13 protein-coding genes are annotated in these 16,859 nt (G+C 68.5%); 5 read left to right on the top strand and 8 right to left on the bottom strand.

Going from position 1 to position 16,859, the window contains the following annotated elements:
• Positions 1–65 precede the first annotated feature (65 nt).
• Complete coding sequence (gene coaE / locus CXQ92_RS01825; protein ID WP_104164784.1) at positions 66–1,040, bottom strand: dephospho-CoA kinase; 975 nt, start codon at positions 1,038–1,040, stop codon at positions 66–68.
• Between the two features lie 123 nt (positions 1,041–1,163).
• On the opposite strand from coaE, the gene CXQ92_RS01820 reads away from it, so the two are divergent.
• Both CXQ92_RS01820 and CXQ92_RS01815 read left to right on the top strand, forming a co-directional pair.
• On the top strand, positions 1,164–2,831 hold the full coding sequence (locus CXQ92_RS01820; RefSeq protein ID WP_258069657.1) for a RecQ family ATP-dependent DNA helicase: 1,668 nt from the start codon (positions 1,164–1,166) through the stop codon (positions 2,829–2,831).
• Positions 2,832–2,905: 74 nt separating this feature from the next.
• Positions 2,906–4,051: a class I SAM-dependent methyltransferase gene (locus tag CXQ92_RS01815; RefSeq protein WP_104164783.1), complete on the top strand. Its 1,146-nt coding sequence runs from the start codon at positions 2,906–2,908 to the stop codon at positions 4,049–4,051.
• 178 nt (positions 4,052–4,229) lie between these two features.
• On the opposite strand, the gene rpsA is transcribed toward CXQ92_RS01815, so the two are convergent.
• The 3 genes from rpsA to polA form a co-directional block, all read right to left on the bottom strand.
• The gene (gene rpsA / locus CXQ92_RS01810; RefSeq protein ID WP_104164781.1) at positions 4,230–5,708 is read right to left on the bottom strand and encodes a 30S ribosomal protein S1; all 1,479 of its coding nucleotides are present in this window, start codon (positions 5,706–5,708) and stop codon (positions 4,230–4,232) included.
• Between the two features lie 286 nt (positions 5,709–5,994).
• Positions 5,995–7,311 (bottom strand): GNAT family N-acetyltransferase, encoded by a 1,317-nt coding sequence (locus tag CXQ92_RS01805; protein WP_104164779.1) that lies wholly within the window; start codon positions 7,309–7,311, stop codon positions 5,995–5,997.
• Between the two features lie 86 nt (positions 7,312–7,397).
• Complete coding sequence (polA, locus tag CXQ92_RS01800; protein ID WP_258069784.1) at positions 7,398–10,046, bottom strand: DNA polymerase I; 2,649 nt, start codon at positions 10,044–10,046, stop codon at positions 7,398–7,400.
• A 181-nt stretch (positions 10,047–10,227) separates the two neighbouring features.
• On the opposite strand from polA, the gene CXQ92_RS01795 reads away from it, so the two are divergent.
• Together CXQ92_RS01795 and CXQ92_RS01790 are read left to right on the top strand one after the other, a co-directional pair.
• On the top strand, positions 10,228–10,716 hold the full coding sequence (locus CXQ92_RS01795; protein ID WP_104164776.1) for a hotdog fold thioesterase: 489 nt from the start codon (positions 10,228–10,230) through the stop codon (positions 10,714–10,716).
• A gap of 248 nt (positions 10,717–10,964) precedes the next feature.
• Entirely contained in the window at positions 10,965–11,456 is a 492-nt protein-coding gene (locus tag CXQ92_RS01790) for a hypothetical protein (protein ID WP_219815671.1), read from the top strand.
• A 16-nt stretch (positions 11,457–11,472) separates the two neighbouring features.
• Here the strand turns inward: CXQ92_RS01790 and CXQ92_RS01785 are convergent, their stop codons facing one another.
• From CXQ92_RS01785 to CXQ92_RS01770, 4 genes are all read right to left on the bottom strand, one after another.
• A complete protein-coding gene (locus CXQ92_RS01785; RefSeq protein WP_104164774.1) occupies positions 11,473–11,856 on the bottom strand; it encodes a response regulator transcription factor in 384 nt (127 codons plus the stop codon).
• Positions 11,857–11,940: 84 nt separating this feature from the next.
• The gene (ligD, locus tag CXQ92_RS01780; RefSeq protein WP_104164772.1) at positions 11,941–12,963 is read right to left on the bottom strand and encodes a non-homologous end-joining DNA ligase; all 1,023 of its coding nucleotides are present in this window, start codon (positions 12,961–12,963) and stop codon (positions 11,941–11,943) included.
• Positions 12,964–13,088: 125 nt separating this feature from the next.
• Positions 13,089–13,388, bottom strand: coding sequence for a hypothetical protein (locus CXQ92_RS01775; protein ID WP_104164770.1), 300 nt, complete (start codon positions 13,386–13,388; stop codon positions 13,089–13,091).
• 47 nt (positions 13,389–13,435) lie between these two features.
• A complete protein-coding gene (locus CXQ92_RS01770) occupies positions 13,436–14,983 on the bottom strand; it encodes a hypothetical protein (RefSeq protein ID WP_104164768.1) in 1,548 nt (515 codons plus the stop codon).
• A gap of 421 nt (positions 14,984–15,404) precedes the next feature.
• On the opposite strand from CXQ92_RS01770, the gene CXQ92_RS01765 reads away from it, so the two are divergent.
• Entirely contained in the window at positions 15,405–16,196 is a 792-nt protein-coding gene (locus CXQ92_RS01765) for a BTAD domain-containing putative transcriptional regulator (RefSeq protein WP_104164766.1), read from the top strand.
• The last annotated feature ends 663 nt before the right edge of the window (positions 16,197–16,859 follow it).

Here is a 16,859-nt window from a genome sequence, read left to right as displayed (position 1 = left end):
TGCCACCGACACTTCCCCCGCCGATCTGCTCGCGGCTGAAAGCCCCCGGGCACCTCGCACGGACCTCAGGCGGGGGTCGTCTCCGGGCCGACCGTCACGGTCACGTCGATCGCCGGGTCGGCCGCCCGATGGAGCGCCGTCGACGGTCCGCCTCCGTGGCCGGCGGCGCGCTCGTCCCTCGGGAATCCCGCCCCGGCCACCGCGTCCGACGCCGCGCCGACGTCCCCGGCGCGCGGGACGGTGACCCGAAGGGACGCCTGCGCGTCGACGGCGCGCGCTTCGTCCGGGACGTCGACCGGGACCTCGTCCGGGTCGACTGAACAACCCGGCGGGAGGACGGCGTCCAGCTTCCCGCGGACGCGGTTGGTGAGTCCGCTGGTCCCCGCGAGGCCCGTCGTCGGGCGCGTCGCGCGTCCGTCCGCGGGCCTCCGCTCCGCCAGATTGTCGCGGAACGGCACGATGCGCGTCCGCCACACGCCGTCCGTCGCCGCGAGGAGCTCGTCGACGCCGCGATCGTTGACGATCACGGCGTCCGCCGCGCGGAGCCGGTCCTCACGGGACGCCTGCGCCGCGATGCGCCGCTCGGCTTCACCCCGCTCCATCCCGCGCCGCTCCACCATCCGTTCGATCCGCAGGGCATCGGGGGCATCGACGACGACGACGAGGTGGAAGCGTGACGCCTGCCCTGTCTCCACGAGGAGCGGGATGTCCTCGACGACCACGGCGTCCTCCGGCGCTCCGTCGATGAGGGCCGCGGCCGCGGCCCGCACGCGCGGATGGACGACGGCGTTGAGGCGCTCGCGGGCGGCCGCGTCGGCGAAGACGAGGCGCCCCAGCGCGGGCCGGTCGAGCGCACCGTCGGTGTCGAGGATCCCCGGCCCGAACGCGGACACGACGGCGCGGAGCCCCTCCGACCCCGGCTCGACCGCCGCACGGGCCAGGACGTCCGCGTCCACCAGGACGGCTCCCAGCTCGGCGAAGCGGCGGGCCACCGCCGACTTCCCCGCGGCGATGCCCCCTGTGAGTCCGATACGCAGCATGAGCCAACCCTAGTCCGCGCCACGCCGCGCGCTGTCAAGGCTCCCCCCGTCGGAGCTGCCCACCACGAGAAATGTCGGAGCATCCCCCTACGCTAAGCCTACTTATGTTGTTCGAGGAGGATCGTGACGATCACGCTGCAGGACCTTCAGGAAACCGCCGCCTCCGCCTTCGGCTGGGACCGGCTGCGCCCCGGCCAGGAGCAGGCCATGAGCGCGCTCCTCACCGGCCGGAGCGTCCTCTGCGTCATGCCGACCGGCTCGGGCAAGTCGGCCATCTACCAGGTGCCCGCCATGACGCTCCCGGGGGTCACCCTCGTCGTCTCGCCGCTGATCGCGCTCCAGCACGACCAGGCGGCGTCGATCAACGAGCACACCGGCACGACCCGCGCCCGCGTTATCAACTCGAGCCTGACGAAGCGCGAGGTGGAGGACGCCTGGTCCGCCGCGGCCGAGGGCGAGGCGACGCGGGCGAAGTTCCTGTTCCTCGCACCGGAGCAGATCGCGCGGGACGACGTCGCCGCGCGGCTCCGGGCCCTCGACATCTCCCTCGTGGTGGTCGACGAAGCGCACTGCGTCTCGTCGTGGGGGCATGATTTCCGCCCCGACTACCTGCAGCTCGGGCACCTCCTCCGCGACCTGGGCGCCCCCGTCATCGCCCTGACGGCCACGGCGTCCCACCCCGTGCAGAACGAGATCGTGGATCGGCTGCGCCTGGTGGGCCCGGTGGTCCTCGTGGAGGGCTTCGACCGCCCGAACCTCTTCCTCGACGCCGTGCACCACGTGGAGGAGGAGGACAAGCTCCGCGCCGTGCGCAACCAGGTCCTCGGGCTCGCGGGGCCGGGCCTGGTCTACGTCGCGACGAAGAAGGCCGCCGACAGGCTCTCGTCCGAGCTGCAGGAGAAGGGGGTGCGCGCGGACTCGTACCACGCCGGGAAGCTCAGGAAGGAGCGCGAGGCGGTGCACGAGGCGTTCCTCGACGGCACGGTCGACGTCGTGGTGGCCACCACGGCGTTCGGCATGGGCATCGACAAACCGGACGTGCGCTTCGTCGTCCACGCGGACATCTCGGACTCACTGGACAGTTACTACCAGGAGATCGGCCGGGGCGGGCGCGACGGAGGCGAGGCCCGGGCCATCCTGCACTACCGCCCGGAGGACCTGTCCCTGCGGCGCTTCTTCGCCGCGAGGTCCGTCAACCGCACGCAGCTGCGTGAGCTGTACTTGCTCATCGCCGCCCAGGCCAGGCCGGTCAGGATCAAGAAATTGAAGGAGCTGTCGGGCCTGTCACCCCGGAAGCTGACCGGCCTCCTCAACCTGCTCGAGGCGTCCGAATGCATCGCGGAGGGTGCGAAGGGGTACCGCGCGAGGAAGATGACCGCTGAGGACGCCGTGAGGCGCGGGGTGGAGCAGGCCGAGATCCGCGAGCGGATCGACCAGTCACGCGTCGAGATGGCCCGACGCTACGCCGAGACGCGAGGCTGCCGCCGCCAGTTCCTGCTCGGCTACTTCGGGGAGGACCTCGCCGAGGCCTGTGGGAACTGCGGGAACTGCGCCCGGCGCGAGGACGCCGTCGGGCTCCCGGAGCCGTCAGCGGCGCCGGCTCCCGACGACGAGGACGTCCCCTTCGACATCGACAGCCCGGTGGACCATCCCGACTGGGGAACCGGCACCGTCATGGGCTACGAGGACGGCGTCATCACCGTCCTGTTCGACTCGGAGGGCTACAAGACGCTGTCGGTCGACCTCGTCCTGGACAAGGAACTCCTCACCGCGGTGGCCCCCACGGCGTAGGGCGGAGGGCACGGAACCGTGGCCGGCCCGTCCCGGCGTGAGCCCGGGCCGGGACGGCACCTAGGATTGATCCGGTGACCCCGTTCAGCCTCGACCGCCTGCGCCGCCGACCCGACCTGGACACCCCCGAGCTGGTGGCCGTGGATGCCGCGGACCGCCTGCTCCTCGACACGTCCGCGGAACGGCTCCGCCTCCCCGGAGACATCGCGACCATCAACGACGCCTACGGGGCGCTCACGCTCGGCGCCGCGCACCTCTCCGGCCGGAGCGGGATCCGCGCCTTCCAGGACGGCGTGGTCCACGAGCGGGCACTGGCGCTGAACGCAGCCGACCAGGGGCTCCAGGGCACCTACCGGTCCCTCGCCCTCGACGCGGGACTGCTCGACGGCGTGTCGACCGTCCTCCTGCGCCTGCCGCGCTCCCTCGAGGAGCTCGACGAGATCGCCTGGACCATCGCCGCCCATGCCCGGCCGGATGTCGTGGTCCTGGCCGCAGGGCGCATCAAGCACATGTCCCTCTCGATGAACGCGATCCTCGGCCGCCATTTCGGCGACGTCACGGCGGGCCTCGCCCGGCAGAAGGCGCGGGTCCTCACAGCGTCGGCCCCCCGTCCGGTGGGCGCGTCCTCTTTCCCACGCCGCGCACGGCACGACGTCGGGCTCGCCCGTCCGCTCGAGCTCCTCGCCTACGGGGCCACGTTCGGCGGGCCGGCGCTCGATCCCGGCACACGCCTGCTGCTCCCCCACCTGCGCCGGCTCCGGCCGTTCCCTACGCACGCGGCGGCAACGGTCGACGTCGTCGACCTGGGCTGCGGCAACGGGGCCATCGCGGCCTTCCTGGCGCTGACCCATCCGGACCTCCGGGTCCTCGCCACGGACCAGTCCGCGTCGGCGACGGCGTCCGCTGCTGCGACGGCGGCTGCCAACGGTGTGGCCGACCGCATCACCGTGAGCAGGGACGACGCCCTCTCCGCGCTGCCGGACGCCTCGGCGCGACTGATCGTCCTCAACCCGCCCTTCCACCTCGGCAGCACGGTGCACGCCGGCGTCGCCCACCGGCTCTTCGATGCGTGCGCGCGCGTCCTGGCACCCGGAGGGGAGCTCATCACGGTGTGGAACAGCCATCTCCGCTACCGGCCGGTCCTCGAGCGGGTCATCGGCACCACGCGGCAGCTCGACCGCTCGTCCCGCTTCACCGTCACGGCGTCGACCCGCCGCTAAGGTCGCCGGCGACGTCTGCATGCGTCCGGGCCCGCCTCGACTGCGCACCTCCGGTGGGTCGTGGCGCCCCGGACCCACCACACCTGCACACCCGGCACCGTGGAGCGCACCCCGCACACGGGAAAGGCCCCCATCCAGAGGACGGGGGCCTTCGACGGTACTGCGTCGACGCGGGAGCTTACGCCCCGGTCAGCTTCTCGCGGAGAGCGGCAAGCGCCTCGTCGGAAGCGAGCGTCCCGGAACCGGACCCGGCATCGGCGACGACGGGCTCGGACGAGTAACTCGTCGAGTTCGACTCGACGGGCTCGTTCGCCGCAGCGGCGTCGTCGGACGCGTGCTGGACGACCTGCTTCTTGTGCGACTCCCAGCGGGACTGTGCCTCGGCGTACTGGGCTTCCCAGGCAGCGCGCTGGTTCTCGTAGCCCTCGAGCCATTCGTTCGACTCGGGGTCGAAGCCCTCGGGGTACTTGTAGTTGCCCTCTTCGTCGTACTCGGCGGCCATGCCGTAGAGCGCGGGATCGAACTCGGTGCTGTCGGCGTCGACGCCCTCGTTGGCCTGCTTGAGGCTGAGCGAGATGCGGCGGCGTTCCAGGTCGATGTCGATGACCTTGACGAAGAGCTCGTCACCCACGGAGACGACCTGCTCGGCCAGCTCGACGTGGCGGACGGCGAGCTCCGAGATGTGCACGAGGCCTTCGATGCCGTCCTCGACGCGGACGAACGCGCCGAAGGGGACGAGCTTCGTGACCTTGCCGGGGACGACCTGGCCCAGGGCGTGCGTGCGGGCGAAGGTCTGCCAGGGATCTTCCTGCGTGGCCTTCAGCGACAGGGAGACGCGCTCGCGATCGAGATCGACCTCGAGGACCTCCACGGTGACTTCCTGGCCCACCTCGACGACCTCGGAGGGGTGGTCGATGTGCTTCCAGGACAGCTCCGAGACGTGCACGAGACCGTCGACGCCGCCGAGGTCCACGAACGCACCGAAGTTGACGATCGAGGAGACGACGCCCGGACGGACCTGGCCCTTCTCGAGCTTGTTGAGGAACGTGGAACGCACCTCGGACTGGGTCTGCTCGAGCCACGCACGACGCGACAGCACGACGTTGTTGCGGTTCTTGTCGAGCTCGATGATCTTCGCTTCGATCTGCTGGCCGATGTACGGAGCCAGGTCGCGGACGCGACGCATCTCGACGAGGGACGCGGGCAGGAAGCCGCGCAGGCCGATGTCGAGGATGAGGCCACCCTTGACGACCTCGATGACGGTGCCGGTGACGACGCCGTCCTCTTCCTTGACCTTCTCGATGTCGCCCCAGGCGCGCTCGTACTGAGCACGCTTCTTGGAGAGGATCAGGCGGCCTTCTTTGTCTTCCTTGGTGAGAACCAGAGCCTCGACCTGATCGCCCACGGAGACGACGTCCCCGGGATCGACGTCGTGCTTGATGGAAAGCTCGCGGGAAGGAATGACACCCTCGGTCTTGTAACCGATGTCGAGCAGGACCTCGTCGCGGTCGACCTTGACGACGGTACCCTCGACGAGATCTCCGTCGTTGAAGTACTTGATGGTCGCGTCGATCGCTGCGAGGAAGTCCTCAGCGGTGCCGATGTCGTTGATCGCGACTACGGGGGCACCTTGCTTCTCGGTGGTGGTGATGGTCATGTAGTTGGGGCTCCGTTGTGGATGATTACTTGCTCCGGTCACGCCGGCCCCCGCGGTGCCGGCAACGCCGGCTGCGGGTTCCTGTGTCCGGATGTGGACGAATGGGAAAGGACCTCGGTGAGGTCCAGGAATGTTGGTGCGTTCTCATGGCCCGCCGGTTCAGCACCGGCAACTATCAGAGCGCACCACGCGCCTGTCCAGTCTAGCCTCGGGGTCCAACACCGTCAAAGCAGCGCAGAGCCCCGGAGGTGGCGGGTCGGCACGGTGCACAGGCGCGTGGCGGGCCCTAGAAGTGCGTGATGCAGTAGGGCTCCTGCGCGCGTCCGAACAGGGTGTCGAGCACGTCGACGGCGTCGTCCGTGTGGGCCGTCAGTCCTCCGGCCGCCGCGAGCGTGGAGGCCGGCACCCCGCCGAGGTACAGGGACCCCAGCGCGTTGACGGTCACGGTGACGTCCGGGGCGGCCTCGACCCGCTCGACGTCCCCGGCTCCGTCGACGACGGTCAGCGCGTAGGAGCCGTCGGCGATGCCGTGGTCGTCCAGCACCTCGAGGACGATCCTGCCGCTCCCCCGGTACGACCGCTTCCCGAGGGCCGCCGGTACGTCGAGCAGCCGGACCCACAGCACGTCGTCGGTGCCCTTGACCTGGTAGCAGCGCCGGTCGCGCAGCGCCCAGGGCAGGGCGTCGTCGCGGCGCGCGCCGTCCCAGGTGATCCGCTCCACGAGGTCGAGCGATCCGAGGTAGCGCCACAGTTCAAGGTAGGCCGACGGCGTGGAGGCCACGAGGTCCACGACCTTCATCGTGTACGGCGTGGTCTCCCAGCCCGCGAAGCGGTAGCTCACGAATCCGGCGGGTTCGCCTGCGGCGTCGTAGTGCACGGCCATCCGCACGGCGCGGTCCTCGACGGGCCGCTCACGGCCCCAGGCACCCGAGATGCGCCGGGCGACGGCGTACTGCCGGCCGACGGAGCCGAAGGTGACGGCCTGGAAGCGCTCGAAGATCGTCTCGGCGAGGTTCACGGCGTGTTCCCGGGCGACGAGCGCCGTCGTGCCGGTCCTCGGAGCCGTGACCTCGAAACGCTCGCGCACGTCGACCTCGATGCTCTGCGTGAACGTGGCGCAGCCGAAGCCGAAGCGCCCGTAGATGGTGGCTTCGGAGGCGGTCAGGATCGCCAGCGGGAGTCCGCGCTCCTTCGCCTCGCGCAGGTCGCGGGTCATCATGGACCGCAGGATCCCGTTGCGCCGGTGGCTGGGACGGACCGTGACCGCGGTGATCTGGTGGACGTCGAGCTGCGCGGCACCGACGTTGAGCGCATGCACCATGGTGCCGTAGGTGGCGACCGGGTGGCCCGCGCCGAGGGCCTCGGCCGGCTGGGCGTTGTCATGCACTCCCCAGAGCACGCGCTGGTCCGCCTGGTACGCCGCGAGGTAGTGCGGGACGTCCTCGGGATCGAGCGTCCCCTCGTGGAAGCCGATGCTCTCGCCGTCGAGCCACTTCGCGAAGCGGCCGTCCGTCGAGGCGTCCTCGTCGGCGCCGACGGTGAAGATCTCGGTCCGGAGGTCCGGCTGGTGGGCGGTCTGGGCAGGGGCTGTGTACTGGCTCACAGTCCACCAGCCTAGACGGACGCCGCAGGCCTGCACCAGCACGACGCCGGGCGGACCGGAGGGGGGACCTGTCGCGGGTCCGGTGATCAGTGCGCGGCGTCGTGCCAGCTCGCCCCGGTCCCCACCGAGACGTCCAGGGGGACGGAGAGGTCCGCGGCGGCGCCCATCTCCTCGCGGACCAGCGCCTCGACCTCGTCCCGTTCCCCTTCGGCGATCTCCAGGACGAGTTCGTCGTGCACCTGCAGCAGCATGCGGGACGCCAGTCCGCGCTGCGTCAGCGCGTCGTCGACCCCGAGCATCGCCTTCTTGATGATGTCCGCGGCGGATCCCTGGATGGGTGCGTTGAGCGCGGCGCGTTCGGCCATCTCCCGCAGCTGGCGGTTGTCGCTGGAGAGGTCCGGCAGGTAGCGGCGCCGCCCCTCGATGGTGGAGGTGAAGCCGTCCTTGCGGGCCTGCTCGACGATCCCCCGCAGGTAGTCGCGCACCGCGCCGAACCGCTCGAAGTAGTCGCGCATGAGCGTGCGCGCCTCGTCCACGGAGATGTTGAGCTGCTTCGAGAGCCCGAACGAGCTCAGCCCGTACACCAGCCCGTAGGACATGGCCTTGACCTTCGAGCGCATGGCGTTGGTGACCTCCTCGGGCGCGACGCCGAAGATGTGGGAGCCGACGAAGCGGTGCAGGTCCTCGCCCTCCTGGAAGGCGGAGATGAGCCCCTCGTCGCCGGAGAGGTGCGCCATGATCCGCATCTCGATCTGCGAGTAGTCGGCCGTCATGAGGCTCTCGTACTTCTCGCCGTTCCGGCCCTGCCCGACGACGAACACCTCACGGATGCGACGCCCCTCGTCGGAGCGCACCGGGATGTTCTGGAGGTTCGGGTTCGTCGAGGACAGCCGGCCGGTCGCCGCGATGGTCTGCAGGTAGGTGGTGTGGATGCGGCCGTCGTCCCCCACCGCCTTCCGCAGGCCCTCCACGGTCTGGCGCAGCTTCAGGGCGTCGCGGTACGCGAGGAGCTGCTCGAGGAACGGGTGGCCCGTCTTGGTGATGAGATCGGTCAGGGCGTCGGCGTCGGTGGAGAACCCGGTCTTGATCTTCTTGGTCCTCGGCAGCCCGAGCTCGTCGAACAGGACGGCCTGCAGCTGCTTCGGCGAGCCGAGGTTGATCTCCTTGCCGATGATCCGGTAGGCCTCCGCCCCCGCCGCGCTGATCGTCGTCGAGAAGTCGTCGTACAGCCGGTCCAGCCCCTCGACCGAGACGGCGACACCCGTGAGTTCCATGCGGGCCAGCACTTCGGCGAGGGGCAGTTCCAGCCCGCCGAGGAGCTGGTTCGCGCCGCGCTCGACGAGCTGCCCGGCGAAGTGCTCGCTGAGCTGCAGGGCGGCGTAGGCGGCCACCACGGCCGGCGATGCGACGTCGTTGCCTCCGAGATCGAGGGCCTGCTGCCCCGAGGAGTTGGTGGCGGCCGCCGTGATGGACAGGCGCAGGTGGTACTGGGCGAGGTCCGCGAGGTCGTAGCTGCGGCGGTCCGGCTGGATGAGGTACCCGGAGATCGCGGTGTCGTCGACCTCCCCCGCGAGCAGGAACCCGCGGGCGGAGAGCAGCTTGAACACGGTCTTGAAGTCGTGGACGATCTTGGGCGCATCCCGGTCCGAGAGCCAGGCCCCGAGCACCGTCTCGGCGTCGGCGTCGAGCTGCTCGAGCGGGATGAACGCGGCGTGGAGGCTCGTGACGACGGCGATCCCGACGACGTCGGTGGCACCCGCCGTCGTCTCCGTCGCCAGCGCGAGGGACGCCTGCGCCTGGTTGGTGGCGTTGAACCAGTGCGTCAGGCCGGCGGCGTCCTGGAGCATCTCGTGGGCGGGGGCATGCTGCTCGTCCGCCTCGTCCTCGCTCTCCTCCTCACCGAAGAGGTCGAAGAGGCGCTTGCGCAGCGTGTTGAACTGCAGCGAGTCGAAGAGGTCCTCCACGGCGGAGCGGTCCGGGTGCTGCGAGACCATGGCCGCCAGGTCCACCGGCAGGACGAGGTCCGTGAGGAGGCGGTTCAGGCGCCGGTTCCTCTTCACGTCCTCGATGTTCGCCCGCAGCGAGTCCCCGACCTTGCCGCCGATCTTGTCCAGGTTCTCGAGGATGCCCTCGAGGCCGCCGTACAGCTTGATCCACTTGGCCGCCGTCTTCGGACCCACCCCCGGCACACCGGGCAGGTTGTCGGCGCTCTCCCCCACCAGCGCGGCGAGGTCCGAGTACTGGTGCGGCGGGACGAAGTACTTCTCCTCGATGGCCTGCGCGTCCATCTGCGGGATGTTGGTGACGCCCTGCTTGGGGTAGAGCACGGTGACTCGGTCGTTGACGAGCTGGAAGGCGTCGCGGTCACCGCTGACCACCTGGACGTCCCAGTCGGCGGCCGCCGCCTGGCTGGCCAGCGTGGCGAGGATGTCGTCCGCCTCGTAGCCGTCCATCGAGATGGTGGGGATGCGCATGGCCTCCATGACCTTGATGATGAGGTCCACCTGCCCGTGGAACTCCTCGGGCGTCTTGGAACGGCCGCCCTTGTACTCCGTGTACTCCTCCGACCGGAAGGTGGGGGTGTCGAGGTCGAAGGCCACCGCGACGTGGCTGGGCTGCTGGTCCTTGATGAGGTTGATGAGCATCGCCGTGAAGCCGTACACCGCGTTGGTGTGCTGGCCGGTATCGGTGGAGAAGTTCTCCGGCGGCAGGGCGTAGAAGGCACGGAAGGCCATGGAGTGGCCGTCGATGACGAGGAGCCTGTTGCGTGAGCCGTCGCTGCGGCGCTCCGTAGCCTGCGCGCCCGCCGTCGTGGGTGCCGCCGTGGATGTCCCGGCGGCGTGTTCCACGGGAGGTGCGATGGTCAGGGTGGCAGCAGGTTTGGTCGTTTCACTCACAGGTGCCAGCCTAGTTCCCATGACAGACAACCGCACCCGGCCCGACGCCGTCCAGCCACCGTCCGAGGAGCGCCTGGCCGAACTGGTCGCCGCCGGGATCCCCGCCGGGATGCACGGGTGGCTGGGCCGTTACGGGGTCGGTGCCCTCACCGTGAAGATGGGGATCGTCTTCTCGGAGATGAGCGCCGAGCGCGTGGTCGCGATGATGCCGGTCGAGGGCAACCAGCAGGTGGCCGGCATCCTGCACGGTGGCGCCCACGTGGTGCTCGCGGAGACCCTGGGCTCCTTCGCGGCCGGGATCCATGCCGGCCCGGGCCGGCACGCCGTCGGGATCGAGGTCGGCGCGACCCACCATCGCAGCATCACCTCGGGTCTCGTTACGGGCACGGCCACGGCCATCCACCTCGGGAGGACCCTGACGACGCACGAGGTGGTGATGACGGACGAGCAGGGCCGGAGGCTCTCCACGGCCCGCATCACGAACATGATCCGCGACGACCGCGGCTGACCGGGCCGCGCCGGTCCTCCCCGGACAGGGCCTGCCCGACGGGCGCAACCCCCGCGCCGGCCCGACCCGTTCATTGCCGTGGCGCGGAGCCCTCCCTACCGTGGTGCGTAGGCGACCGGACGGGCCGCCCGATGATCGGACCGATCCAACGGAGGCCCCATGGCCGACAGGACGCTGAAGACTCCCGCCGCCCTCCTCGCCGTCGGCAGCCTTTTCCTCGGCGACGACGCCCGAGGGGGCGACGACTAGTGGGCGGCCGCCGACCCGCCCTCGCCCGGGCCGCCCTCCGCGGCGCGGCCGCCGGCCTCCTGGGCACAGCAGCCATGACCGTCGGCGAACTCGTGGAGCAGCGCGTCACGGGCCGGCCCGACTCCCACATCCCCGCCCGCACGCTGCGGATCCTCTGCGGCCGCCCGACGAGCAACACCGCCCACTACCCGGTCTGGAACCACGCCATGCACTGGTTGACCGGCGCCACGCTGGGCGCGCTGCGCGGCGTCTGGTCCGTCACGGGCATCCGGGGTGCTCCGGCGACGGCAGCCCACACGGTGGTCCGCCTCGCCTTCGACCAGACGCTCGAGAACGCGACGGGCGCGGGGGCCGCGCCGTCCCTGTGGCCCTTCGGCGAGAAGGTCGTGGACAATCTGCACAAGGCCGTCTTCGCCACCGTGACAGGCCTCGCCTCCGATGCCCTGAACCGGCCCGACCTGACGAGTACGGCGGGGGCGCGGAGCCACTGAGCCACGGCGTGCGGGCTCAGGCCCCCTGCGCCGCGAGCCCCTCCTGGATGTGCCGGCGCAACTCGGCCGGGCGGAAGGGTTTGCGCAGGTAGCGGTCGGCGCCCGCCTCGTAGCCACGCTTCTCGTCGGACGGATCGGCGCGCGCGGTCAGCATGACGATGAACGTCGCCGAGAAGCGCCGGATCCGTCCCGCTACCTCGAACCCGTCGATGTCCGGCAGTCCGACGTCGAGGGTGACGACGTCGGGCCTGAGCCGACGGACCATCTCCACGCCGGCCAGTCCCGCAGGTGCGGTGTGCACGCGGAAACCTGATCCCGTCAGGACGGTGTGCAGCAGATCCCGGACGTCGTCGTCGTCCTCGATGACCACGGCGGTGCGGGGGGAATCTGTGGTGGTCATCCCCCGAGTTTACTCCGGTGCGGGCCGCCAGGGCCGCCCTCAGCACCCCGTGGGCTGCTCCTCGACGCGGCCGACGACGGGTGCTCAGTCGCGGGTGCGCGCCCGGCTCGGCTGCACCCTCATGGGCTCGCCGGGCATCTTCGGGAAGTCGGGCGGGAACGGCAGCTCGCCGAGGCCGTTCTCGACGTCGCGGTCCCACCAGCCGCGGAGTGCGTCGATGCTGCCCGGCTGGGCGTGCAGGTCCTCCCACGGGTCGCCGAGCGTTCTCAGGCGGTCCGGCACGGTCGCGATCGTGAAGGACGCGGGGTCGACGCCGTCCAGTTCGTCCCACGTCACAGGGCAGGACACCGGGGCGTGGGGCAGGGCCCGCGGGCTGTAAGCGCCGGCCATGGTGCGGTCGCGGTTCGCCTGGTTGTAGTCCACGAAGATGCGGGCCCCGCGCTCCTCCTTCCACCAGGCCGTCGTCACCTTCTCCGGCATGCGGCGCTCGAGTTCGCGTCCGGCGGCGATGACGGCCTGGCGGACCTCGAGGAATTCGTGCACCGGTTCGATCGGGGCGAAGACGTGCAGGCCGCGGTTGCCCGAGGTCTTCACGAAACAGTCCAGGCCCGCCTCGCCGAGGACGGCCCGCAGCGCGTGGGCGGCGGCGATGACGTCGGCGAAGGTGGTGCCCGGCTGCGGGTCGAGGTCGATGCGCAGTTCGTCGGGTAGGTCCGGCGTGTCCGCCCGCGAGGCCCAGGGGTGGAAGACGACGGTGTTCATCTGGGCCGCCCAGACCGCGGACGCGGGCTCGTCGAGGACGAGCTGCGGGTGCGAGCGTCCACTGGGATAGGTGACCACCACGCTGCGCACGTAGTCGGGGGCGCCCTTGGGCGGGTTCTTGCTGAAGAAGAAGTCGCCGTCCACGTCGCCGCCGAAGCGCTGCAGCGACACCGGCCGCCCGCCGTTCGCGCGGAGGAACGCGGGCGCGACGTCCACGAGGTACCGCGCGAGGTCGAGCTTGGTGAGCCCCGCCTGCGGCCACAGGACACGGGAAGGGCTGGACACCCGGACGGCCCGCACGCCGTCCGGCCCGTCGACGTCGAGGATCATCGCTTCGCTGGCCATGGCCTCAATGTACCCCGGCTGGATCGGGCGGCGCCGGGTGGGCGGTTGCGCACGTTCAGCCGGGGAAGGCGGGCGGACCCGCCGGTACGGCACTCTTCCGCAGCATCCGAAGCCGATGACTCAAATCATCGACGGCTTAGGACGCGGCGCTGTCGGGGTTGTGCCCTGTGAGGGCACGCATCGCCGACATCGCCCACCGAATCCTGCCAGTCCGTCGCACGTGTCGAAAGCTCCCCCGGTGACTTCGGCGCCAGGTCCTCGAGCGCCTTGACCACCGCGTCCTGTTTGTCATCAGTCCATTCATAGCGCTCATGCCATCCCTCTGCCGAGAGGATCCCGATGGCAGACCGCGTGAATTCGTACTTGTCGAGTGCTGCCACGAAGGTGTCCGGCTTGAGCTCCTCTTCCTTGTTATCGTCCGTCATGTCCCACGGTGATGCCACTTCGAGGCCCCGGCGTTCGTATCTCAGGCTCACAAGACGAGGGCCATCACGATCAATGCGCAGACAACGAGTGCCGCGCAGGTGGCTATCACAAGTACAGCGCGCGTGCCGCCGTCAAGTCGGACCGTCGATGTGCCATCCACCTCTTCCGCAAATGCCAGCGCCCCTGCAGCGACGATCGGTTGCGCGACCGCCACGGCGGCCAGACCGCGGAGGCGTGCCACCATCCGGGCCGCAACGCCCGAGAAGGTCGAATGGGCGATCACCGCACCGACCGCCGCAGCGGTGGTGATGAGCAGTGCGATGATGTTCGTGATCTGGCCCGTGGACCATGACGTTCCGCCGGACAACGCCTGCACCACGAGGGAGACCAGCACCACCGCAACCAACCCACACGAGAAGACGGCATTGGTGAGCCAACCTCGCGATGTGACTCTGAAATCCACCTGCGCCTGGCAGAGCGAACCGTTGGGGACCTCGACCGCATGGAGGCCCACGGTCGCCGTGTGCCCTACGACGTGGTCTGAGGTATAGCGCACGTGAGTATCATCCGGTCGTCCCCCATTCGGTCGTCCCGCCAGCAGGCGCGCCTCGACGACTTCCACTCCTTCAGGGGCAGTGAGCTCAAGGTGGTAGCTCGCCGCATTCTCGGCGCCCGGCACCTGGACCCGGATCCGTGTGGGCAGTAGTCCCAAGGCCGCAGGGAGACCCGTCGATAGTTTCCGCCCCGCCTGCTGAAACCGCCACTTACGCATGGCGTCTGACCCTATGGCCGGTCGGTCATCGTGAACATACAGTGTCACCTCCTCATCGGCGCTCAGGCGCGGCGTCATCCGGGTCCATCCTGTGGGCTCGCTGAACTCAAGGTTTATCAGCCGATGCCGCTGGCCTACGGGAAGGAAGACGTACAAGGAGAAGTTCCGTCGGATGAGGTGAACAACAGCTCGGACGATAGGACTCTCTACGAGTGGCACCAGGTGTGGCGGGACCTCACCCTCCGAGCCTGGCTTTGTGCCCTCGAAGAGCGCCATTGCCTCCTTCGTCTGACGGCGTGACCCTGCGACGAGCTCACGGGTGAAGGCGCGGACCTTGTCCGGCTCGTCGAGCCCAGGGGCCACGGTGGCGGTCGCTGCGACGAGGATCGACTCGTCGAGTTGCTGCGCAAGACGAATCCCCGGCGTCGGCAGGACGTGATCGTTCTCGTCCGTGATCCGCATGTTCACCAGCGTGCGCCGTCGCATGAGCGACAGGGGTACGAGCCAGAACCGGTTACCCACCTTGTCGACGAAGAGCGGAGCGTAGTCCGGCACATTGAAGTCGACCGTGAGCCTGCGCGTGACGTTACGATCCTGATCGAAACTGACTTTCTCCACGCGTCGAACCATCCAGCGACTGAACTGCAGTTCGGCGAGGAGGAGTCTTCGACCGACCTCGCCGCAGAGAGCGTCCGGCAACCACTCCTGGTCGTTGGCCCGTTTCCGACTCACGACGAGTGCTTGATCCGTCGGATCGAGGGTCCACCCGAAGTTATCGGTGTTCCGTCGCCGCCTTCCGTTCAGCTTCCATACGTCCACCATCACGACCTCCGTGGCTATGTGCAGTGATACCCACTATCGCCTCAGCTCTCCGCACGCTAGCGACGGGCCGTTACAGCTGCGTTATCAACCAGATCGGATGACGCCCAGCAAAGTCCGGACCTGCTCGGGGCCCGGTCGACATTGCTCGTAACCAGGGTCGCAGGCGACAAGGATGATACCCCCAGAGGATGTTCTGAAAAATACCCTGAGAAAAAATCTGACCAACATCGTTGGCGGCTGTTGACACTTCTGGAGGTGATCGTAGAATTTGTTCTCGAAAATTCATTCTCGAACAACGATGGTAGAAGCAGGGTGACGCGAACAGGGTGAGATAGAGCCTCTACTATTGACACGACCCATCCGATTGAGGATGGTTATCAGCGCACCGTTTCTTGTTCTTATGAACCGAAATCAGGTTCCCATGGACTACACCGATTGCAGGGTCCTGAGGCTCGAATTGCTTCGGGCGTGGCGGCTTCACCGCCACGGCGTCCTTGTTCATGTTGCAACTCGGCAACAGCGCCTTATCGCCGCTCTCGCCATCAAGGGTCCGTGCCTGCGAAGTTACCTCGTAGGATTACTGTGGCCGGACCATCCGGACGCCAGGGCCTTGGAGAGCCTGCGGGTCAGTGTGCACGTCGTTACTCGACAGATTCCGGGACTGCTCGTCAATGACGGTCCCATCCTGTCCCTGAGCGACCAGGTCGACGTGGACCTCCACAGGCTTCAAGCCCAAATCGCGGACCTTGAGCCACTGCGGCCAGAGGTGAAGGCTGCGTCCCTGCTGCGCGATCTGCGTGACGCACGGCTGCTACCGGGCTGGTACGACGACTGGGTAATGCTTGAACAGAACCGGCTTCAACGGGATTGCCTCCGCGCCTGCACCATCATCGCGAAGACGCATTTAGACCAGCGCAGTTGCGAAACCGCAGGCGCGGCGGCAGAAGCTGCCTTGGAGATTGAACCGCTCTATGAGGAAGCCGTGCGACTTCTCATCACAGCCGAGCTGCAGCATGGCAACCCCGCCGCCGCTGTTCGCGCCTATCAGAGATATCAGACGCAACTTGATGAGGATATGGGCCTTCGCCCCTCCGAATCACTGACTCTGCTCGTATCCCGAGCGCTTGACGGACAATCGACCACACGGAAAGCGCCCTCAGTCACGATAAGTGGCGCCCGGCAGCGCGGAAAGCCACTGACGCACCGTCTGTAGCACTATAGATGGATCAGAGGTAGCCATGGTACCGACGCCGCGTCCAGATGCTTGGTGAAAGCTTATCCTCGCCCGGAAGCCGTGCGGATGACGGGGCTCCTGCCATTTGCGGATGACCGAAGTGTTCACGATCGGAATTGCTGGAGATGCTCCGGGGCCATCAGCTGATCCTAACCAATGATGTGAGGTGATAGGAGTAATCACCTGTTTCCACTTCCATACCGAAACTATCGAATAGAAGCATTCTCGGGCTCCGCAAAGATCATTTCGTATGCTTCATTGTGCGGGGCAGCGTTCGCCAAGGCGAGTGGCGCTGTACCCTCCTCGTGATCGGAGAATAGTTCTCGCAACCAATTTCTAATCCTCCGCGAGGCGACGGGCAAACCTTCGACAACCCACTTACCTGCTTTTTCAACGGCCGCCATAAGGAATAAAGCCGCCAACGCGCCGACGCTCAGCGAGGCTGGATCGACCTATAGAAATGAACTGCCGTGGGACGGACCAGTACTGATTGATCACCAATTATCGGCGTTGCTTCGCGCCTTCGTGCAGAGCAGTCTTCACAAGCCCGGGACGGCTCGACACCCGGACGGCCCGCACGCCGTCCGGCCCGTCGACGTCGAGGATCATCGCTTCGCTGGCCATGGCCTCAATGTACCCCGG

The sequence above is a fragment of the Arthrobacter sp. SX1312 genome (assembly GCF_002929295.1).
Lineage (GTDB): Bacteria > Actinomycetota > Actinomycetes > Actinomycetales > Micrococcaceae > Arthrobacter_D.
Note: the sequence above shows the minus strand (reverse complement) of the source record. Positions and strands in the feature narration are given on the sequence as shown.

Excerpts from the sequence above, each read along its gene's own strand:
- CXQ92_RS01765 (WP_104164766.1), top strand. The coding sequence starts at position 15,405 with ATGGACTACACCGATTGCAGGGTCCTGAGGCTCGAATTGCTTCGGGCG.
- rpsA (WP_104164781.1), bottom strand. The coding sequence starts at position 5,708 with ATGACCATCACCACCACCGAGAAGCAAGGTGCCCCCGTAGTCGCGATC.
- coaE (WP_104164784.1), bottom strand. The coding sequence starts at position 1,040 with ATGCTGCGTATCGGACTCACAGGGGGCATCGCCGCGGGGAAGTCGGCG.
- ligD (WP_104164772.1), bottom strand. The coding sequence starts at position 12,963 with ATGGCCAGCGAAGCGATGATCCTCGACGTCGACGGGCCGGACGGCGTG.
- CXQ92_RS01795 (WP_104164776.1), top strand. The coding sequence starts at position 10,228 with ATGACAGACAACCGCACCCGGCCCGACGCCGTCCAGCCACCGTCCGAG.
- polA (WP_258069784.1), bottom strand. The coding sequence starts at position 10,046 with ATGGCCTTCCGTGCCTTCTACGCCCTGCCGCCGGAGAACTTCTCCACC.
- CXQ92_RS01775 (WP_104164770.1), bottom strand. The coding sequence starts at position 13,388 with ATGACGGACGATAACAAGGAAGAGGAGCTCAAGCCGGACACCTTCGTG.
- CXQ92_RS01770 (WP_104164768.1), bottom strand. The coding sequence starts at position 14,983 with ATGGTGGACGTATGGAAGCTGAACGGAAGGCGGCGACGGAACACCGAT.
- CXQ92_RS01785 (WP_104164774.1), bottom strand. The coding sequence starts at position 11,856 with ATGACCACCACAGATTCCCCCCGCACCGCCGTGGTCATCGAGGACGAC.